General features: G+C 65.3%; 6 protein-coding genes and 1 pseudogene. 3 read left to right on the forward strand and 4 right to left on the reverse strand.

The annotated features are described in order from the left end of the window. Positions 1 to 820 precede the first annotated feature (820 nt). Both AC097O_RS11570 and AC097O_RS11575 read right to left on the reverse strand, forming a co-directional pair. A pseudogene (locus AC097O_RS11570) lies at positions 821 to 958 on the reverse strand (magnesium chelatase subunit ChlI family protein); the annotation flags it as partial. Positions 959 to 1,230: 272 nt separating this feature from the next. Further along, positions 1,231 to 2,781, reverse strand: coding sequence for a YifB family Mg chelatase-like AAA ATPase (locus tag AC097O_RS11575; RefSeq protein ID WP_479592923.1), 1,551 nt, complete (start codon positions 2,779 to 2,781; stop codon positions 1,231 to 1,233). Between the two features lie 277 nt (positions 2,782 to 3,058). Here AC097O_RS11575 and glnK point away from each other — a divergent pair, with 277 nt between their 5' ends. The 3 genes from glnK (at position 3,059) to AC097O_RS11590 (ending at position 6,043) form a co-directional block, all read left to right on the forward strand. Continuing rightward, the gene (glnK, locus tag AC097O_RS11580; protein ID WP_295957531.1) at positions 3,059 to 3,397 is read left to right on the forward strand and encodes a P-II family nitrogen regulator; all 339 of its coding nucleotides are present in this window, start codon (positions 3,059 to 3,061) and stop codon (positions 3,395 to 3,397) included. 33 nt (positions 3,398 to 3,430) lie between these two features. Further along, positions 3,431 to 4,999, forward strand: coding sequence for an ammonium transporter (locus AC097O_RS11585; RefSeq protein ID WP_479592924.1), 1,569 nt, complete (start codon positions 3,431 to 3,433; stop codon positions 4,997 to 4,999). A 144-nt stretch (positions 5,000 to 5,143) separates the two neighbouring features. Beyond that, on the forward strand, positions 5,144 to 6,043 hold the full coding sequence (locus tag AC097O_RS11590; protein WP_479592925.1) for an SMP-30/gluconolactonase/LRE family protein: 900 nt from the start codon (positions 5,144 to 5,146) through the stop codon (positions 6,041 to 6,043). Between the two features lie 79 nt (positions 6,044 to 6,122). Here AC097O_RS11590 and AC097O_RS11595 read toward each other — a convergent pair whose 3' ends face one another. Continuing rightward, positions 6,123 to 7,670: a GGDEF domain-containing protein gene (locus tag AC097O_RS11595; protein WP_479592926.1), complete on the reverse strand. Its 1,548-nt coding sequence runs from the start codon at positions 7,668 to 7,670 to the stop codon at positions 6,123 to 6,125. A 17-nt stretch (positions 7,671 to 7,687) separates the two neighbouring features. Further along, positions 7,688 to 22,543 carry a cadherin domain-containing protein gene (locus tag AC097O_RS11600; protein WP_479592927.1) on the reverse strand — a complete coding sequence of 4,952 codons (14,856 nt, stop codon included), beginning with the start codon at positions 22,541 to 22,543 and terminating at the stop codon, positions 7,688 to 7,690. Between the last annotated feature and the right edge of the window lie 13 nt (positions 22,544 to 22,556).

Raw genomic sequence — 22,556 nt, forward strand, 5'->3', positions numbered from 1 at the left:
CTTCTACAACAGCGTGCGGCTGCACTCCAAACTGGGCAACTTGCCACCCAATGCTTTCGAGCAGCAATCGGCAATCAAACAACCTATCGCGGTGTCCGAAAAAACTTGACCAGCACAGCTCGCCTATGCGGCTGGAGGTTGGGGGTATTGCTGTACTGGGGCGGGTTAGCCAATAGTTCCAAAAAAAGGGCTCTGAAGCAGGTTCTGCTGCAGTTGGAGGTTGCACGTCTGGCGATGTGGTGGGATCCATTGCCGTGGGCATGGAGGGTGTTGCGGGTACTGGTGCACTCTCTAGGCTGGGGGCTGGGAAAAATTCTGCGCTGTTCGCCCGCTGTGTGTATGTGTACTGCCTGGATTGCTGGGCCATGGATATCAGCGCGACCCCAGGAGGCGGTGCCATAGCGGGTGGAACAGTGGGAACCATTGCCGCTTCCTTTGACGTGTCTACGTCTTGCCGCTGGTCCGCTATTGGCGGCGGGGCATCTCCCTTGGGGCCTCCATTCATAAGCACCGAATACAAGGAAAACAGGAGGGCAACAATCACTACCAATCCGATGGCCCAGACCGGTACGGTGAGATCCGGTAGAGATTTATCTGCCGATTGGGGCTCTGCGGCACTACCTATTGCGTCCATGATCAGGCTCCCAAATCGCGGTCAAACGGTTGAAATGCAAAGAGTAGTTTTGAGTGTTCTCGGCTTGACTTGTCTTGGCAAGCAGGACGCTGGAGAGCTAGGTCAAAACATCATTAGAAATGATGACTTAGGCATCATGGATGCTGTAGTTCAAACCCGCTGCTCGTCTACCTGCAGCGCCCGCCGTTACTGCATCGCCTCCGCCACATGAAGTAGTACCTTGGTTGTGGTGGCTCCTTCCAAATCCGCAATGGTTCGCGCCACCTTCAGCGGGCGGTGGATGCCCTGGGCGGACCAGCCGAGTTTGGCAGCGGCGGACTTCAGGGCTACGGATTAGCCTACGTTACCTAGATCGCTCCTATTTTTATAGCTACTTATGCTTTTTCGATAAGCACGGGTAGCCTATTTGCTTAAAAATGATCGAACTTGACGGCGCTATCGGCGAAGGCGGCGGACAGATCCTGCGCAGCGCCTTCGCTCCATCCCTATGTGCACCCGGTTGACCGAGCATGCGCGCACCCACATCGGGGTGATCGAGGCGTTCTTAAATGTGCGGCTAAGTACCCACAAGCAAGGCACAGGATGGCGTGCGGAGGTCAGCCCGTAGCACCCCCACCCCGCAACGCCCGCCGGTACTGCATCGCCTCCGCCACATGGTGCACCTGTGTGGTGGCTACGCCTTCCAAATCCGCAATCGTGCGGGCCACCTTGAGTGCCCGGTGGATGCCGCGTGCCGACCAGCCGAGTTTGGCTGCCGCCGTTTGCAGGAAGCGGGCGGCGGCGGGTTCCAGGGCGACGGCCTGGTCGATGGCTTTGCCTTGCAGTGCCTGGTTGGTGCTGCCTTGGCGGTCGATGGCGCGCTGGCGGGCGGTGGTGCAGCGCGCGCGGATTTCGGCGGTGGATTCGCCGGGCAGGGCGTGCAGCAGGTCGTCGGCGGGCAGGGCGGGTACTTCGATGTGCAGGTCGATGCGGTCGATCAGCGGGCCGCTGAGCTTGCCCTGGTAGCGCGCGATCTGGTCGGGGCTGCAACGGCAGGCCCTCTGGTGCGAGCCCAGGTAGCCGCAGGGGCAGGGGTTCATGGCGGCAATCAGCTGGAACCGCGCCGGAAACTGGGCGCGGCGGGCTGCGCGGGCGATGCTGATATGGCCGGTTTCCAGGGGTTCGCGCAAGGCCTCCAATGCGGCGCGGGGGAACTCGGGCATTTCGTCCAGAAACAGCACGCCGTGGTGGGCCAGCGAGATTTCGCCCGGGCGCGGTGGCGATCCTCCCCCCACCAGGGCCACGGCGCTGGCGGTGTGGTGCGGGCTGCAGGTGGGCCGGGTGGCCCAGCGCTCCAACGCAAAGCCGCCGCCCAGACTGGCGATGGCCGCGCTTTGCAGGGCTTCATTGACCGTCATGGGCGGCAGCAAACCGGCAAACCGCTGGGCCAGCATGGACTTGCCCGAACCTGGCGGGCCGACTAAAAGTAGGCTGTGGTTTCCAGCTGCGGCGATTTCCAGCGCCCGCTTGGCCCCCGCCTGGCCTTTCACATCGGCCAGGTCGGCATAGCCCTGGAGGTGGGCGGTGTCGGGCAAGGCGGTGTTGGCCAGGCGGGCCCAGCCGTCGCTGGGAATGGCTTCGCCGTCCCCTGATGGCAGGAACTGCTGCACCACATCGAGCAGGTGGTGGGCGCAAAACACCTGGGCGTCGGGCACCAAGGCGGCTTCTTCGGCACTGCCGGGGGGCAGCACCAGCCGGGTTTGCACCTGTTGGGTGTGCAGGGCCAGGCTCATGGCCAGCGCGCCGCGCACCGGGCGCAAGGCCCCGGACAGCGATAGCTCTCCGGCAAAGGCGTATCCGGCCAGGCGTTCGCTGTCGATCTGGCCGCTGGCGGCCAGAATGCCCAGGGCGATGGGCAGGTCAAATCGGCCCGAGTCCTTGGGCAGGTCGGCCGGGGCCAGGTTGACGGTGATGCGCTTGTTGTGCGGAAACTCCAGCCCGGCGTTCTGGATGGCCGAGCGCACCCGTTCGCGGGCTTCTTTGACCTCGACATCGGCCAAGCCCACCAGGGTGAAGCTGGGAAGTCCGTTGGTTAAATGCACCTCGACGGTGACTGCGGGGGCATCCAAGCCCAGCAAAGCCCGGCTTTGCACCAAACATAAGCCCATAACGGCAAGACTCCCCATATCGGTGCAAAAAATGGACTCCACCATGGAATCCACCCGCACGCACCATTTGTGTGCGATAAATATGTGCCCAAACCTGTCCGTGGTGAAAACGGGGCGTGCCCTGAGGTGTTACCAAAGTAACAATAATTTGGCACGCAATCTGCTTAAACCTGTTTGCCGTTCCCCTTTTCATTTTGGAGAAGCACATGACACAGCCCGTGCCCAAGGCCGCCCGCCTTGCCGCCCTATCTTGCGACAGCCTACTGAAAGAGCAGCCATGAAACTAGTCACCGCCATCATCAAACCCTTCAAGCTGGACGAAGTGCGCGAAGCCCTGTCCAGCATTGGTGTGCAGGGTATCACCGTGACGGAAGTCAAAGGTTTCGGTCGCCAAAAGGGCCACACCGAGCTGTACCGTGGTGCCGAGTATGTGGTGGATTTCTTGCCCAAGGTCAAGATTGAAGCCGCTATTTCCGACGAACTGGTGGACCGCGTGATCGAGGCCGTGGAAGGCGCAGCGCGCACCGGCAAGATCGGTGACGGCAAGATTTTTGTCTACAACTTGGAGCAAGTTGTCCGCATCCGCACGGGTGAAACCGGCAAAGAAGCGCTGTAAGCAGCACCCTCTTTCCTCTGAAAGCAAGCAAACATGAAAAAACTACTAGCATCCCTGGCACTCGGCTTGGGGTTAATGTGGGGCGGATCTTTCGCCCAGGCACAGGCTCCTGCCGCCGATGCGGCCAGTGCTCCGGTGATGGAGGCCACCGCCGAGGCCAAACCTGCCGATGCGGCACCCGCACCCGTTGCCGCGCCTGCGCCAGCCGCCGCTGAAGCCGCACCCGCAGAGGCCGCTGCCCCCGCAGAAGCCGCCGCAGCGCCCCCTGTACCCAACAAGGGCGACACCGCCTGGATGATGGTCTCCACCCTGCTGGTCATCTTGATGACCGTGCCCGGCCTGGCCCTGTTCTACGGCGGCCTGGTGCGCAGCAAGAACATGCTGTCGGTGTTGATGCAGGTCATGGTCACGTTCTCGATGATCGTGGTGCTGTGGTTCATCTACGGCTACAGCCTGGCGTTCACCGAGGGCAACGCGTTCATCGGCGGCTTTGACCGGCTGTTCATGAAGGGCGTGTGGGACAACGCTGCGGGCACGTTTGCCAATGCGGCCACGTTCAGCAAGGGTGTCTACATTCCTGAAATCGTGTTCGCTGCCTTCCAGGCCACGTTCGCCGGTATCACCTGCTGCCTGATCGTCGGTGCCTTCGCAGAACGTATCAAGTTCTCGGCCGTGCTGCTGTTCTCGGCCATCTGGTTCACCTTCTGCTACGCCCCGGTGGCCCACATGGTGTGGTTCTGGATGGGCCCTGATGCCTACGCCACCAAGGAAGTGGCCGATGCCATGACCGCCAAGGCCGGCCTGATCTGGCAGTGGGGCGCACTCGACTTCGCTGGCGGCACCGTGGTGCACATCAACGCCGCTGTGGCTGGTTTGGTCGGTGCCTACATGCTGGGCAAGCGCGTCGGTTACGGCAAGGAATCCATGGCCCCTCACAGCCTGACGCTGACCATGGTGGGCGCGTCCCTGCTGTGGGTGGGCTGGTTCGGCTTCAACGCCGGTTCCGCCCTGGAAGCCAACGGCTTTGCCGCCCTGGCCTTCATCAACACCCTGGGCGCTACGGCGGCTGCGGTGCTGGCATGGTGTGTGGGCGAAGCGCTGATGCGCGGCAAGGCCTCCATGCTGGGTGCTGCATCCGGTGCCGTGGCGGGCCTGGTGGCGATCACCCCCGCCGCCGGTAACGTCGGTATCGGCGGTGGTCTGGTGATTGGTTTCATCGCCGGTTTCGCCTGCCTGTGGGGCGTGCATGGCCTGAAGAAGATGCTGGGTGCCGACGACTCGCTGGACGTGTTTGGCGTGCACGGTGTGGGCGGTATCGTCGGTGCGCTGCTGACCGGCGTGTTCAACAGCCCCAGCCTGGGTGGCCCGTCCACCGTGGCCGACTGGGTGTCCGTGGGCATGACCCCCGCCGATGCGTACTCGGTGGCTGGTCAAGTCTGGATCCAGGCCAAGGCCGTGCTGCTGACCATCGTCTGGTCGGGCGTGGTGTCGTTCGTGGCCTACAAGATTGTGGACCTGACCATCGGTCTGCGCGTCACGGAAGAAGAAGAGCGCGAAGGCCTGGACATCAGCTCCCACGGCGAAACCGCTTACAACCGCTAATGTGACCTGGAGCCCTGCGGCCTGTGCGCCGCAGACGCTCCGCAACAGAATCTTCCAAAGAGATTCGGCCCACCCACAGAAATGTGCGTGGGCCTTTTTTTGGCCGTTCACAATACGTCCATCGCAACCTCTCAGATTTTTGCCATGACCTGGACCACCGTTACCACCGAGCCCAACGCCCTGGGCGAATCGCCGTTTTGGCACCCGCAGGAAAAGCGCTTGTACTGGGTCGATGTGCCGGGCAAGCTGCTGCAGCGCCTGGACGTGGCCAGCGGCGTGGTGGAGCACTGGGCCATGCCCAGCGAGCCCGGCTGCATTGCCCCGGCCAGCGGTGGCGGCCTGGTGGTGGCGCTACGCGATGGCATCTACCGCGCGCCGGTGTGGGGCGGTGAGATGGGGTTGATGGTTGCTGCGCCGTATGACCCGGCCACCACCCGCTTCAACGACGGCAAGTGCGACCCGCTGGGCCGCTTTTGGGCCAGCACCATCTACGAGCCGCGCGATGCCCGTAAGGCAGAGCTGTACTGCCTGGAAGGCAGCACGCTGCGCAGCATGGCGGGCAATGCCATCACCGGCAATGGCCTGGCCTGGTCGCCGGACGGCAAGACGTTGTACTGGTCGGACACGCCGCACCACATCGTCCACGCCTGGGACTGGGATGCGGTGCCCAACGTGCTGTCGCACTACCGTGAATACCTGCACATGGCCCCCAAGCCCGCAGGCTGGCAGCCGGGCATGCCTGGTTACGGTGGCCGCCCCGACGGCGCGGCGGTGGACGTGCAGGGCAATTACTATTCCGCCCAGTTCGAAGGCCAGCGCCTGTGCAAGTTCTCGCCCGAGGGCGACCTGCTCAACGCCTATGCGTTGCCGGTGCGCTGCCCCACCATGCCCTGCTTTGGTGGTGACGATCTGCAAACCCTGTACCTCACCACCGGCCGCCATGGCCGCCCCGCCGCGGAGCTGGAGGCGATGCCTGCGTCCGGCTGCGTGCTGTCGATGCGGGTGGATGTGCCAGGCCTACCGGTCAACTTCTTCCAAGGTTGACGGCCCGCCCTTTACTACACTTTTAGTAGCTGCTTGTGCTTATGGATTAAGCGCCAGAGGCCAATTTGACCCATAAAAATTAAGAACCAGCGGTGGACTCGGCAGGTGCAATGCCGGTCGCCGACCAGGTCGTGACGCGGTTGCGGCCGTTCTTTTTGGCGTGGTAGAGGGCCTGGTCGGCCAGATCGATCAGCGTGGCCGGGTCGGGCACTTGCGCGCCGATCTCGGCCACGCCGAAGCTCATGGTGACCTTCACGCCGACGTGGTCGCGCAGCGAGTCGCCCAGGTTGGCGTCGATGTCTTCGCGCAGCCGCTCGGCGATCTCCGCCGCCTGGGCCGCCGTGCCACCGGGCAGCATGATGCAGAACTCTTCGCCGCCATAGCGGCCGACAAAATCGCCCAGCCGCAGCCCGCGTGACAGGGCTTTTGCCGCACCCTGGATCACCTGGTCGCCGCCCGCGTGGCCGTATTTGTCGTTTACCTGCTTGAAGTGGTCGATGTCGCACATGATGCAGCTGATGGGGGTGCCGCCTGCCCGGGCCTCGGCGAAGCGCTGCTCGGCCTGCTGCATCAGCGAGCGGCGGTTGAAGATGCCGGTGAGCGCATCGCGCGTGGCCAGCAGCGTGAGCTCTTCGTTCTGGCGCTCGATCTCGCGCTGCGAGGCGCTCAGCTCGCCCATGGCCACCTGCAGCCGCTCGGTGCGCTCGTGCAGTTCGGTCACGTCGGAGAAGGTGGCCAGGCAACCGCGCACCTGGTTGGCACCTTCGATGATGGGGGCGCAGTTCATGACCAGTTCGCGGCGCGGTAGCCCTTCGAACTCCAGCTTCAGCGGCACGCCGAGCACGGCCTTTTTCTGCTGCACCGCCTGGCGCCAGGGCAGGGCCTTGGTATCGGGCGGCATGGCAGCCCGCATCCAGGTGAGTTTGTCGGCATCGACACCGGTGAGCGCCTGCGCATTTTCGTTACACAGATCGCAGAAGGCCCGGTTGGCCAGCATGATGCGACCGGAGAGGTCGAGCACCAGCACACCCTCGGTGAGGGTGTCGAAGGCGTTGCGCACGCGCTCGGGCACGGCAGCGTTCGGGTCCAGGTGGCGCAGTACGCGCCGCAGGTACAACGCGAAAGCCACGAAACCCACGCAGACGATGAACGCCAGCCATTGCGCCAGCGGATCGTGCAGCCAGCCGCGCAGCGTGGTGGGCAGCGCTGGCTCGAAGACGAGTTGCACCTCCCCCCAGGCATTGCCGTTGGAGATCAGCGGCACGCGGATGTTGTCGGCGTTCGACAAATCCCCGGGTGCCAGCTGCCAGCCGCGCACATGTTCTCCCACCTGGGCCAGCGGCTGGCCGCCTACGCCGATCACCCGCACCGACAGCAGTTTCGGTTCGCGCCGTTGTGCGTCCTTCAGCACGTGTTGCACGGCGGAATGCGACCCGGGCAGATCGTCCACGCCCGCGCGCAACGCCACCACCACCTCGCCGCCCACGATGCGCGCCATCTGGCCACGGTAGCGGCGCGCGCTTTCCTCGCGGTCGGGTGGGTAGCCGGTAAACACTTCGCCGATCAGCACCAGCGTGACCATCAGCGACACCAGGCCCAGCGCGATGCGCACGGCGGGGGTCAACATCTTTTGCTGCCAAGCTCTCATGGCGATGCCCCCCGACCGGTGCCCGATGCCACGTTGTCCCCGTTGTCTCCCCCATCCGCCATCTCCGCTCCTTGTGCTGCTGCAGTGTCGTCCGCTGCGGCGATGCTGTCACCCGCCGTTTGTCCGCTCTGTGCGCCATCGCCCGTACGGCCGGCGATGCCTCGGTTGGGCTTAGGGCGGTTCAACACCGGCACCGGATCGAAGTTTTGCCAGGCCGGCGTGGTGGCCAGCATGCTGGTCAGCAGTGCGCCACCACGTGTAGCCCAGATAGCCACACCGAGCGACAGCGCCGTGCTGCCGATCCAGACCGCGTCAATCACGGGTTCGCCGGTGGGCAGTTCGGCAGCGTTACTGCTGCTGCCAAGCTCGATCGACGGTTCCTGCGTGTAGCGTTCGCTCGCCGAGGACGATGCGCGCAGACGCTCTTGTTCCTCCAGCAGCAGCTCCACCTGCGACAGCGCCATGGCGCGGCGTTCAGACAAGCCGGAGATCGGCATGGGCAGCAGCAGGTTCTGGCGGCTGACTTCAAAAGACAGCAGGCGACCTGGCGAAACAGTGGCCAGTGCGTTCACACCGGGCTCGGGCAGGTCGCCCGGGGCGACATCAGGCGGCGAGGCCGTTGGCTCCTGGGCTACCGAAGCACTGCTGCCGGTGGCGATTACTGCAGTGCTCGGCGCGTCTACAACGGCGGTAAAGGCCGGTGAACCCGGCAATGCGGGTATCAGGGGGGGCGGTTCGGGTAGGGCGACAAGGTCGTCACCCCATCGCACCGAGAAAATGGCCGAACGCACCGAGCCGTCGCTGCTTTGGATCTGTACGACGATGTCGTACGAGGCACCCGGCGTACCGGTGGCGATTAGTGCGCTGTTGGCAACGGTCACCACCCCGGTCGACGGGTGGATGGCAAACCGGCCACCGGCATCATCGGCCAGGCGGTAAGACACGGCGGTGCCGGCATCTGCGTCGAATGCCTGCACGGTGATGCCCACCAGTCCACCATCGGCTACGCGGGAGGCCACCACATTCGGTCCGGGATTGGTGTCGGTGGGTTCGGACACGCCGAAGTCGTTCAGGTTTGTGACCTCTACGGTGAGGCGCTCGGTGCGGGTGCTGCCGTCGGAACTGGTGGCGCGCACGGTGATGTCGTGGCGGGTGGTGGTCTCGAAGTCGAGCAGTGCGCCGTTGGCTACTGTTATTACGCCGCTGCGCGCATCGATGGCGAAACGCCCACCCGCATCGTCGACCAGGCTGTAAGTTATGGTGTCGGAGCTGTCCGGATCGGTGGCTACTGTGGTGATACCAACCAGGGTGCCGGTGGCCGGGTTTTCGGCCAGCCGGTCGGGTGCTGCGTCCACATCGGTGACCAGGCCGACGCCGCCTTCGTTGGCATCGATGACCGTGACTGTGAGAGCCTGCGTGTCGGCCAGCAGCCCGTCGGACACCTGTACGACGACCTCGTAGACATTGTTGCCGTCGGCATCGCGTGCAGATTCGTGGTCGGGGGCTGCGGCGAAACGCAGCGCGCCTGAGCTGGCATCGATGGTGAACAGCCCCGCATCGGCCCCACCCACAATCCCGTAGACCAGCGCATCGCCGTCTGCATCGGTGGCCGCTACCGTGGCCACGGCGGTGGTGTTCTCGGAGACCGACAGTGCGGCCGTGGCGGTACCGCCGCTGCTGGTGACCACCGGGGCCTCGTTCCCCGTGGCTATGTTGAGGGCAAAGGTGTCGGTGACCACACCGCCGTTGCCGTCGCTGGCCGTGACCTGGATGGCCAGGTTGCCAACATCGGTACCGGCCGGTGTACCCGAGAACGTGCGCGTGGCGGCATCAAAGGCCAACCAGACGGGGAGGCTGCCTCCCCCTGCCAGTTGCACGGTATAGGTCAGCGTGTCGCCAGCATCCACGTCCTGGAAGGTGTTGGCGGCAAACTGGAAGTTGAAGGCCAGGTCCTGGGTAGCGGCCTGGTCGGGCAGGGGGCTGGCCAGGGTAGGCGCGTCATTGGTGTTGGCGACCGTGATGCCGAAGGTGTCGGTCGCGGTGCTGCCGTGGCCATCGTCGGCGATCACATTGATACTGACGGTGCCTACGTCGGCGTTGGCGGGCGTGCCGAAGAAGGTGCGCGTGCTGGCGTTGAACCCCAGCCAGGAAGGTAGGGCACCGCCGCCGGTCAATTGCGCGGTGTAGGTCAGCGTGTCAGTCGGGTCCGCGTCGACGAAAGTACCCGCCGTAAACTGGAAATTGAAGGCCGCATCTTCCGTGGCGTTCTGGTCAGCGATGGGCAGGGCGGTGGTCGGTGCCTCGTTGGCATTGGTGACGGTCACCGCCATCGCCTGGCTGGCGGTCAGCGCACCATCGCTGGCGCGGACCACGAGGTTGTAGATGTTGTTGGCATCGGCATCCTGCGGGCTCTCGTAGTCTGGCGCACCGACAAAACGCAGCGCGCCGGTGCTGCCGTCGATGCTGAACAGCGCCGCATCGGCGCCGCCGGTGATCGCATAGGTCAATGCGGGGCCGTCCATGTCGATCGCCGTGACGGTCAGCACGGCGGTACTGTTCTCGGCCACGTTCGCCGTAGCGGCGCTGGTGATTACGGGGGCTTCGTTCACGTCGGTCACAGTGACGGAGATGGCCTGGGTGTCGGCCAGGCCACCGTCGCTGGCCCGCACCACCACGTCGTAGACATTGTTGCCGCCAGCGTCCTGCGGAACCTCGACATCGGGCGCGACCAGGAAGCTCAGCACGCCGGTGCTGGCATTGATGCTGAAGCGCCCAGCGTCCGCGCCACCCGTGATCGCATAGCTCAGGGCCGGGCCGTCCAGGTCCGTGGCCGCCACCGTTGTCACGGCGCTGGTGTTCTCGGCCACGCTGACCGTGGCCGTCGCGGCCCCGCCATTGCTGGTGATCACTGGCGCGTTGTCGTTCACGTCGGTCACCGTGACGGCCATCGCCTGCGTGTCGGTCAAGCTGCCGTCGCTTACCTGCACCGTCACGTCGTAGACATTGTTCGCGCCTGCGTTCTGCGGGTTCTCGAAGTCCGGCGCGCTGGTGAAGGTCAAGGCCCCGGTGCCGCTGTCGATCTGGAACAGCGCCGCATCGGCGCCGCCGACGATGCTGTAGGAAAGCGTCGGGCCATCCGCGTCGGTAGCCGCGACCGTGGTGACGGCGCTGGTGTTCTCCGGCACGCTGACCGAGGCCGTGGCGGCCCCGCCGTTGCTGGTGATGTTGGGCGCGTTGTCGTTCAAGTCTGTCACCGCCACGGCCAGGGCCTGCGTGTCGCTGAAGCTGCCGTCGCCCACCTGCACCTGCACGTCGTAGACGTTGTTGCCACCCGCGTCCTGCGGGCTCTCATAGTCCGGCGCATTCACGAAACGCAGCACGCCGCTGTTGGTGTCGATTTGGAACAGCGCTGCGTCCACTCCACCGACGATGCTGTAGGTCAGGGCAGAGCCGTCCGCGTCGGTGGCTGCCACGGTGGCCACAGCCGTGCCGTTCTCGCCTCGGCTTACCGCTGCCGAGGCACCGCCACCGTTGCTGGTGATCACTGGCGCGTTGTCGTTGAGGTTGGCGACCGTGACCGCGACGGCCTGGGTATCGGCCAGCAGGCCGTCGCTGGCCTGCACCGTCACGTCGTAGACGTTGTCGGCACCAGCGTCCTGCGCGTTCTCGAAGTCGGGCGCGCTCACGAAACTCAAGGCACCGGTGCTGCTGTTGATCTGGAACAGCGCCGCGTCGGCACCGCCCACGATGCTGAAGTTCAGCACCGGGCCGTCCACGTCGGTGGCGGCCACCGTGGTCACGGCCGCGCTGCTCTCGGCGACGGAGACGCTCGCCGTCGCGCCGCCACTGTCGCTGGTGATCACCGGCGCGTTGTCGTTCACGTCCGTCACGGTCACGGCCAGGGCCTGCGTGTCCGCGAGGCTACCGTCGCTGGCCTGCACCTGCACGTCGTAGACGTTGTCGCTGCCTGCATCCTGCGGGTTTTCGTAGTCTCGCGTGGCCAGGAAGCGCAGGGCACCCGTGCTGGCGTTGATGGTGAACTGCGCCGCGTCCGCGCCACCGACGATGCTATAGCTCAGCGCAGAGCCGTCTGCATCGGTGGCCGAGACAGAGGCCACGATCGAGGCGTTCTCGGCCACGTTCACCGCCACCGCCGCACCGCCGCCGTTGCTGGTGATCACAGGTGTGTTGTCGTTCAGGTTGGTCACCGTGACCGCGATGTCCTGGGTGTCGGCGCCGATGCCGTCGCTGACCTGTACCGTCACGTCGTAAACGTTGTTGGCACCCGCGTCCGTCGGGCTCTCGAAGTTCGGCGCGGTCACGAACGTCAGGGCACCCGTGCTGCTGTTGATCTGGAACAGCGCGGCATCGGCACCACCGCTGATCGAATACGTCAGGGCCGAACCATCGGCATCGGTGGCCACTACTGTGGTCACGGCCGTGCCGTTCTCGGCGATGGAGATGCTGGCCGAGGCGCCGCCGCTATTGCTGGTGATCACCGGCGCGGTGTCGTTCAGGTTGGTCACGGTCACGGCGATGGCTTGTGTGTCCGTCTGGCTGCCATCGCTGACCCGCACCTGCACGTCGTACACGTTGTCCAAGCCCGTGTCCTCCGGACTCTCGAAGTCCGGTGCCACCTGGAAGCTCAGGGCACCGGTGGCGGCATTGATCTGGAACAGTGCCGCGTCCGCACCGCCGACGATGCTGTAGGTCAGGACGGAGCCGTCGGCGTCGCTGGCCGCCACCGTGGTTACAGCCGTGGTCAGTTCCGCCACACTGACGGCCGCCGAGACACCGCCACCGTTGCTGGTGATGACCGGCGCGTTGTCGTTGAGGTTGGTCACCGTGACCGCCACGGCCTGGGTGTCGGCCAGCAGGCCGTCGCTGGCCTGCACCGTCACGTCGTAGACGTTGTTGGCACCCGCGTCCTGCGCGTTTTCGAAGTCGGGCGCGCTCACGAAGCTCAGGGCACCGGTGCCGACGTTGATCTGGAACAGCGCCGCGTCGGCACCGCCCACGATGCTGTAGGTGATGGACGGCCCGTCCGCATCGCTGGCCGCCACCGTGGTGACGGCCACGTCGTTTTCGGCGATGGACACGCTGGCTGTGGCACCGCCGCCGTTGCTGGTGATCACCGGGGCGTTGTCGTTCACGTCCGTCACCGTCACGGCCAGGCTCTGCGTGTCGGCGAGCACGCCGTCGCTGGCTCGCACCGTCACGTTGTAGACGTTATTGGCACCCGCATCCGTCGGGCTCTCGAAGTCCGGCGCGGCCACGAACGTCAGGGCACCGGTGCTGCCGTTGATCTGGAACAGCGCGGCATCGGCACCACCCACGATGCTGTAGGCCAGCGACGGCCCGTCCGCGTCGGTGGCGGTCACGGTGGTCACGGCCGTGCCGTTCTCGGCCACGTTCAGCGAGGCCGAGGCGCCGCCGCCGTTGCTGGTGATGACGGGCACAGCATCGTTGATGTTCGTCACCGTGACCGCGATGGCCTGCGTGTCCGTGGCGCTGCCGTCGCTGGCCTGTACCGTCACGTCGTAGACGTTGTCGGTGCCCGCATCTGTCGGGTTCTCAAAATCCGGCGCACCGATGAAGGCCAATGACCCCGTGCTGCTGTTGATGGTGAACAGCGCCGCATCGGCCCCACCGCTGATCGAGTAGGTCAACGCGGAGCCGTCTGCATCGCTGGCCGCCACCGTGGTCACCACCGTGCCGTTCTCGGCGATGGAGACACCTGCCGTGGCGCCCCCGCCGTTGCTGGTGATCACCGGGGCGTTGTCGTTGGCATTGCCCACCGTCACCGCAATGTCTTGCGTGTCCGAAAGAGTGCCGTCGCTGACCTGCACTTGCACGTCGTAGACGTTGTTGGCGCCAGCGTCCTGCGGATTTTCGTAGTCCGGTGCTGCCAGGAAGCTGAGCGCGCCGGTGTTGGCATCGATGGCAAAGCGCGCCGCGTCCGCGCCGCCGCTTATGCTGTAGGCGAGAGTCGGGGTGTCCGCATCGCTGGCCGCCACCGTGGTCACGGCCGTGGTGTTCTCGGCCACGCTGACCGAGGCCGTTGCACCGCCGCCGTCGCTGGTGATGTTCGGTCCGTTGTCGTTCAGGTCCGTCACCGTCACGGCCAGGGCCTGCGTGTCGGCGGCGTTGCCGTCGCTCACCTGCACGGTCACGTCGTACACGTTGTCGGCCCCTGCATCCTGCGGGTTCTCGAAATCCGGTGCGCCGACGAAGGTCAGGGCACCCGTGCCGGCATTGATCTGGAACAGCGCCGCGTCCGCACCGCCGACGATGCTGTAGGTCAGGACGGAGCCGTCGGCGTCGCTGGCCGCCACCGTGGTTACAGCCGTGGTCAGTTCCGCCACACTGACGGCCGCCGAGACACCGCCACCGTTGCTGGTGATGACCGGCGCGTTGTCGTTGAGGTTGGTCACCGTGACCGCCACGGCCTGGGTGTCGGCCAGCAGGCCGTCGCTGGCCTGCACCGTCACGTCGTAGACGTTGTTGGCACCCGCGTCCTGCGCGTTTTCGAAGTCGGGCGCGCTCACGAAGCTCAGGGCACCGGTGCCGACGTTGATCTGGAACAGCGCCGCGTCGGCACCGCCCACGATGCTGTAGGTGATGGACGGCCCGTCCGCATCGCTGGCCGCCACCGTGGTGACGGCCACGTCGTTTTCGGCGATGGACACGCTGGCTGTGGCACCGCCGCCGTTGCTGGTGATCACCGGGGCGTTGTCGTTCACGTCCGTCACCGTCACGGCCAGGCTCTGCGTGTCGGCGAGCACGCCGTCGCTGGCTCGCACCGTCACGTTGTAGACGTTATTGGCACCCGCATCCGTCGGGCTCTCGAAGTCCGGCGCGGCCACGAACGTCAGGGCACCGGTGCTGCCGTTGATCTGGAACAGCGCGGCATCGGCACCACCCACGATGCTGTAGGCCAGCGACGGCCCGTCCGCGTCGGTGGCGGTCACGGTGGTCACGGCCGTGCCGTTCTCGGCCACGTTCAGCGAGGCCGAGGCGCCGCCGCCGTTGCTGGTGATGACGGGCACAGCATCGTTGATGTTCGTCACCGTGACCGCGATGGCCTGCGTGTCCGTGGCGCTGCCGTCGCTGGCCTGTACCGTCACGTCGTAGACGTTGTCGGTGCCCGCATCTGTCGGGTTCTCAAAATCCGGCGCACCGATGAAGGCCAATGACCCCGTGCTGCTGTTGATGGTGAACAGCGCCGCATCGGCCCCACCGCTGATCGAGTAGGTCAACGCGGAGCCGTCTGCATCGCTGGCCGCCACCGCGGTCACCACCGCGCCGTTCTCGGTGATGGAGGCGCTGGCCGAGGCCCCGCCACCGTTGCTGGTGATCACCGGGGCGTTGTCGTTCACGTCGGTCACCGTCACGCCCACGGTCTGGGTGTCGGTGAAGGTTCCGTCGCTGACCCGCACCGTCACGTTGTAGACGTTGTTGGCACCCGCATCCGTCGGGCTCTCGAAGTCCGGCGCGGTCACGAACGTCAGGGCACCGGTGCTACCGTTGATCTGGAACAGTGCGGCATCGGCACCGCCGCTGATCGTATAGGTCAGGGCCGAACCATCGGCATCGGTGGCGGTCAACGTGGTCACGGCCGTGCCGTTCTCGGCCACGTTCAGCGAGGCCGAGGCACCGCCGCCGTTGCTGGTGATGGCGGGCGCGTTGTCGTTGGTGTTGGTCACTGTCACCGCGATGGCCTGGGTGTCGGCCAGGCTGCCGTCGCTGGCCTGCACCGTCACGTCGTAGACGTTGTTGCCGCCCGCGTCCGTCGGGGTCTCGAAGTCGGGCGCGCTCACCAAGCTCAGGGCACCGGTGCTGCTGTTGATCTGGAACAATGCCGCGTCGGCACCGCCGACGATGCTGTAGGCCAGCGTGGGGCCGTCCGCGTCGGTGGCCGCCACCGTGGTCACGGCCGCGCCGTTCTCGGCGATGGAGGCGCTGGCCGAGGCCCCGCCACCGTTGCTGGTGATCACCGGGGCGTTGTCGTTCACGTCGGTCACCGTCACGCCCACGGTCTGGGTGTCGGTGAAGGTTCCGTCGCTGACCCGCACCGTCACGTTGTAGACGTTGTTGGCACCCGCATCCGTCGGGCTCTCGAAGTCCGGCGCGGTCACGAACGTCAGGGCACCGGTACTACCGTTGATCTGGAACAGTGCGGCATCGGCACCGCCGCTGATCGAATAGGTCAGCGCCGAACCATCGGCATCGGTGGCGGCCACCGTGGTCACGGCCGTGCCGTTCTCGGCTACGTTCAGCGAGGCCGAGGCACCGCCGCCGTTGCTGGTGATGGCGGGCGCGTTGTCGTTGGTGTTGGTCACCGTCACCGCGATGGCCTGGGTGTCGGCCAGGCTGCCGTCGCTGGCTTGCACCGTCACGTCGTAGACGTTGTTACCGCCCGCGTCCGTCGGGGTCTCGAAGTCCCGCGCGGACACGAAGCTCAGGACACCTGTTCCCGCGTTGATCTGGAACAGCGCCGCGTCCGCGCCGCCGACGATGCTGAAGGCCAACAGCGGACCATCGGCATCGGTGGCGGTCACTGTGCTGACCGCCGTGCTGTTCTCGGCGATGGAGATGCTGGCCGTGGCAGCGCCGCCGTTGCTGGTGATCACCGGCGGGGCGTCGTTCACGTCCGTGATGGTCACGGCAATGGCCTGCGTGTCGGCCAGGCTACCGTCGCTGACCCGCACCGTCACGTCGTAGACGTTGTTACCGCCCGTATCCGTCGGGCTCTCGAAGTTTGGCGCGGACACGAAGCTTAAAGCGCCAGTGCTGCCGTTGATCTGAAACAGCACCGCGTCGGCACCGCCGCTGATGGAGTAGGTCAGCGTCGGCCCGTCCACGTCGCTGGCCGTGACCGTGGTCACGGCCGTGGTGTTTTCTGCCAGTGAGATGTTGGCTGTTGCACCGCCGCCGTTGCTGGTGATCGCAGGCGCGTCGTCGACGGCGGTGACGGTAATCGCCACGTTGTCGGCATCGCTACCACCGGTACCGTCGCTGGTGGCCACCGACAAGGTGTCGCTACCGTTGTAATTGGCCGTGCCGGTGTACTGCAGCGTGGCCAGCGCTGCGTTGACCTGGGCCACCGTGCCCGTCAGCGTCAGCGTGGCGCTGCCATTTGTGCCGGCGCTGACGCTGGCACCACCGGTGAGGCTGACCTGCAGCGTGCCATTGGACACGGCCAGCACGGTGCTGAGGGCCGGAGCGAACGGCGCGGACACCGAGATGCCGCCGATGGCGGTGCCCACGTCCTCCACGATGCTCTGTGCACCCGGCACCGTGTGCACCACCGACCCCGTGGCCACGCGCACGGCGGAGAACTCCGACGTGTCGGTGAAGGTATTGAAGGCCGCATTGCTGCGGGTCGCCGTAGCCGCGATGCTGTATCCCACCGGCACGCTGACCCCCAGCGTGGTCGAGAAGCTGGCGTTGCCCGACCCGTCGCTCGCGACATTGACGAAGCCCAGATAGATCTGTCCCTCGCCATTGCCGCTGCCGTCGGCCGTGGCCGAGGCGAAGAACTCCAGCCGGTAGTAGCTGCTGGCCGTGCTGTTGAGCGTGCCGGCCAGTTGCAACTGGCTGCTGCCGTCGGTGCGGGCCAGCGTCAGGACGGGGAAGTTCTGCAGGTTGTTGGGACCGGTGTCGGCATCGCCGGTGTCATTCACCGTCACGCCGGTGGTACCCATGTCGATGCCCAGCCCCACGCTGGAGTACACCAGGTTGCGCAGCAGTGTGTTTCCGCTGCCGGCCGTAGCCAGAATCGAAATGCCGCTGGTGAACGCGTTGCCCTGGCCGCTAAACGCCACGATGTTGTCGGCCACCAGGTTGGACGAAGGGGCGGCACCGCCAAACGAGTTCTCTATCAGGATGCCGTTTTGCTGCACGCCCCAGTTGGCGGTGCCCGCCAGGTCGGTCCCGATACGGTTGCCCTGGACCACGGTGCCGGTGGTCGGCCCGTCGATTTCAATGCCGACCAAAGACGCCGCGGCGATCCAGTTGCCATCGTTGGCACCCGTGCCACCAACCACCGTGTTGTCGGCACCACTATTGATGTAGATCCCGACACCGCCGGTTCCGAGAAAAGTCGTTCCGTCGGCACCCACACCGATCCAGTTGCCTTTAACGGTGTTGTCATCACTGGTTTCACCAGCGATCTGAACGCCCTCCTGGCCGTTGCCCGAAATAATGTTGCGCTGGTTGGCGTTGCTGCCGCCCACCGTGTTTGCCGTGGCACCCGATTCGATGCGGATGCCGTCGAAGGTATTGGCGATGACGGTGGTACCGGCCAGGTTGGTGCCGATGTAGTTGCCAATCGCCTGGTTGCCGCTGGCGGAGACACCGCTGACGAGGATACCGTTGGCATTACCCGAAATGATGTTGCGATCGGCAGCCGTGGTGCCGCCGATGGTGTTGTTGGCGCTCAGCACATAGACACCCGCGCCACCGTTGCCCACACCGCCGCTGCTTCCGGTGGCCGCCAGGCTGCCGATGAAGTTGCCGGCAATGGTGTTGCCGTCCGAGCCCGCGTCGATCTGGATGCCCTCCAGATCGAAGTTGCGGATCACCAAACCACGGATGGTGGAGCCACCGGAACCGCTGGCCAGAACCAGGCCGTCGCTGTTGAGGCTGTTGCCGTCCAGGATGATGGCCGGTCGGCCGCTGTTGACCGCGAAGCTGTCGTCGGTGCTGGCGTCGATCACCACGGCACCGGTGATACTGGGCAGCGCCGAGCCCAGCGTGATGGTGTGCACGCCGGTGCCGGAAATCGCAAAGCTGATGCGGTCCGGCTGCGTGCCGTTGGTGGTGTTATTGGCCGCGATGAGAGCCTCGCGCAGCGACACGAAACCATCGGCGCCCTTGTTGGCCAGCAGTGTGGACAGGCTGGTGGTGTCGCCGTCGTTGGTGTCGGCTGCCGTGTCGACGGTGATCGTAGCCTGCGAGGAGGAAACAGCGACCACATAGCGCGCAAACTCGGAAGTGTCGGTGAATGCGCTGAAGGTTACGTTGCTCTTTGTGGCTGTGGCCGACACGGCATACCCCACTGGCACGGTGGCCGCAAGCGTGGCCGAGAAACTGGCAAAGCCGCCTGCGGTCGTCACGTTGGTGAATCCCAGGTAGGTCTGCCCCTCGCCGTAGCCGCTGGGGTCACCGGTGGGTGAGGCGAAGAATTCGACGCGGTAGTAGTTGGTTCCGGTGTTGCTTGTGATCGTGCCGCCAACGATGACCTGGCCCGTGGCGTCTGTCCGGGCCAGCGTGAGTACCGGGAAGTTCTGCAGGTTGTTGGACCCGCTGTCGGTGTCGTTGGCATCGTTGGCAGTTACGTTACCGCCTGCGGCATCAAGGTCGATACCCAGGCCGCTGGTCCCCGTCGCGGTGCTGTAGATGCTGTTGCCGAGTATGGCATTGCCCGTCCCGCTGTTGACGGTGATGGCGTTGCCGGTTCCGCCGGTCTTGTTGCTAAAGGCGATAGTGTTGCCTTGGCCGACCCCGGTGCCGCCGATAAGGTTGTTGTTGTTGTTGGTCTGCAGGGTGATGCCGTGTTGCGTGGTACCCCAGTCCTGCGTACCAGTGAGGTCCGTGCCGATGCGGTTGCCCTGGACCGTGGTGGTGCTGACATTGGTGCCAAGCCAGATGCCAATCTGCCCGTTGGCGACCCAGTTGTCCGTGACCGTGTTGCCGTTGCCGATCTCGAGGTAGATGCCCGCTATCGGCGCACTCAGCACGGCAGTACCGTCGGCTGTGACGCCGACCAGGTTGTCCTGGATCACATTGCCGGTGCCGCTGGATTCGATTTGCAGCCCGACGGTGGAGGCACCGGCGACGACGTTGTTCTCGACGACCGTGTTGGAGGCGCTGCCGCCGACATACACGCCCTGGCGGAAGCCCGACATTGCCGTGGCTCCCGTCGCGTCTGTTCCCAGATAGTTGCCGCTGATCTGATTGGACGCCGCCGCCCCGCTGATGTAGACAGCGCTGCCTTGGCCGTTGTAGGACGGGCCTGCTGCGGCGGTCGTTCCGGTGATCACGTTGCGGTCGGCGGCGGTGGTGCCGCCAATGACGTTGTTTGCCGCGCCGTTGATGGAGATGCCGTATCCCGTGGTGGACGTGGATGCTGATGCCCCCGTGGCATCGATGGTGCCGATGTAGTTGCCTGCGATTGTGTGGCTGTCGGACCCTGCATCGATCTGGATGCCGGCGGTCCGGTAGTTCTGGATGACCAAGCCGCGCACCGTGGAACCGTCGGCCGTGCCGGTCAGTTGCAGGCCGATGCTGGCCGCAATGCCGCCCACCTCCAGCACGATGGCCGGTCGGTTGGCATTGGCCGCGAAGCTGTCGTCCGTGGTCGCATCCAGGAACACCGCGCCGGTGATCGTGGGCAGCACCGAGCCCAGGGTGATCGTGTGTACGCCGGTGCCAGAGATGGCAAAGCTGATGCGGTCCGGCCCGCTTCCATTGGCCGTGTTGTTGGCCGCAATCATGGCCTCGCGCAGCGAAACCAGTCCGTCAGCCCCCTTGTTCGCAGCCAGCCAGCCCAGTGTGTGTGTGCCATTGCCAGCCGTGATGCCGGCATCATTGTTGTCGGCAGCGGTGGTGACGACGATCTCGTTGATATTGGCAACCACCGGTGCAGAAAATTCTGATGTGTCGGTGAATGCACTGAATCCGGCGTTTGAACGGGTGGCTGTGGCGGTGATCACATGGCCCGCCGTCACACTGGCGCTCAGCGTGGCAGCGATGGTGGCATTGCCCGAGCCGTCTGTCGTGACATTGGCCGAGCCCAGATACACCCGCCCCTGGCCGCTGCCGCTCGGCGTGGAAAAGAACTCAACCCGGAATTGTGTGCTGGCGATGCTGTTCAGGCTGCCGGTAATGGTGATTTGCGCGCTTACGATCTCCGCAGAAGTGAGCACGGGATAATTCTGCAGGTTGTTCGCGCCACTGTCGCCATCGCCCCCATCGTTGGCTGTTACGCCGCTGGTGCCCAGGTCTATGCCTAGCCCGCTGGTGCCTGCCAGCGTGCCGTAGATGCTGTTGCCCAGGATCGCGTTGCCGGTGCCGCTAGCCACGGCGATGCCATCGTAGGTCGAAGCCGCCTGGTTGCTGTTGGCGATGGTGTTGCCCTGGCCCGCTCCGGTGCCGCCGATCACGTGGTTGCTGCTCGCGATCTGGATTCCGTTACGTTGCGGCCCCCAGTTGGCCGTGCCCGCCGCGTCAGTGCCGACGCGGTTTCCCTGTACGGTAACCCCGCTGGTGGATGCCTCCAGCGTGATGCCGGACAGGCTGGCGCCGCCGATGACGTTGTTCGTGATCACGGTGCCAGAACCCACCTGGAACACCCGGATGCCGTTGGTTGGCGTACTGACCAGCGCCGTGCCGGCGGCGTTGGTGCCGATCAAGTTGTTGTGGATTACCGTGCCGGTGCCGGTGGTACTGGTGTAGACACCGTCGTCGGTGTCGGATGCGATCACGTTACCTTCGATGCGTGTCGCAGCGGCACCGCTGCTCACCGAGATGCCCTCCTGCTCGCCGGTGAACGCCGTATTGCCGTCTGCGCCAATGCCGATGTAGTTGCCCAGGATCTGATTGCCAGAGGCGGTGGCACCGAAAATCAGCACGCTATAGGTGCCACCCGCGCCGTTGTTGCCGATGACGTTGCGGTCTGCGGCCGTGCTGCCACCCAGGATGTTGTTGGCACCCTCGATGAAGATCACGTAGGAGTTGCTGGCCGTCGCCGCCTGGTTGCCCGTCGCGTTGATCGCGCCCAGGTAGTTGCCAGCGATGGTGTTGCCGTCGGAGCCGGTATCGATGGTGATCTGGGAACTGGCGAAGTTCTGGATCACCAGGCCGCGGATGGTGGAGCCATCGGCCGAGGAGGTGAGCGTCAGTCCATCGACATTCAGACCGTTGCCATTGAGCACGATGGCTGGTTTGCTGCCGTTGGCCGCAAAGCTATCGTCGGTGGTGCCATTGATCACCACGGTGCCGGTGATGCTGGGCAGTGCCGAGGCCAGCGTGATGGTGTGCACGCCGGTGCCGACAATATTGAAATTGATGGTGTCGGTGCCTGCGTTGGCGTTGGCATCGGTGATGGCCTGTCGCAGTGAACCCGCGCCGGTGTTGTTGGTGTTGGTCACGGTGTAGGTCGCCAGCACCGCGTCGAAAGCGGCTTGCCCGGCCACGTCGATGGCGCTGGCCGTCTGGATGGCACCGGTGCGCATCTCCAGCACCCAGTCGCCACCGAGCCCGGTGGCACCCGTCAGGTTGTCGGAAGCCGCTACGTCGGCACCGGTCAGCTGCGCCAGGTTTTGCACCAGCGCCTGGCCATCCGCCGTGCTGGCTACCTCACATCCGTAGAGCAGCAGGTCGGCATCGCTGCTCAGGTGCTCGCCCCAGGCGGCGATTTCATCCGCGCGCAGCAGCAGTGCGTTTTGGTCCAGTGTGCTATTGCCCAACGTCACGCTGCCAGCGCTGCCGTGTGCGACCACATGTACAGCGGAGACATCGCTGCGTTCGGCCAGCGTAGATGAGACCAAAGCAATGCCGTCGTCGTCCGCCCCGATACGCACCACTTCAATGTTCCGACCGGCTGCCACCTGAGCGGTGATGTCGGCGACCAGCAGGTCGGCATCGGGCACCCGCTCGTCGATGAACACCAATTCGGTGGCATCGCGTGGTGCCTCGGTCTCGGGCTGGGTCTCGACCGCCGCTACCGTGGCGGCCTCCTGCGCCAGCAGCGGCGCAGCCACGGCTGTGGCTGGATGGTCTGCGGCGTACAGGATGCGTGGCTCGATGTCTTCGAGCACAGCGCGGCGGCGGGTGGGGTCAGCCATGGTGCGACGGCTT

This window comes from Rhodoferax sp. LS1P39 (assembly GCF_056521425.1).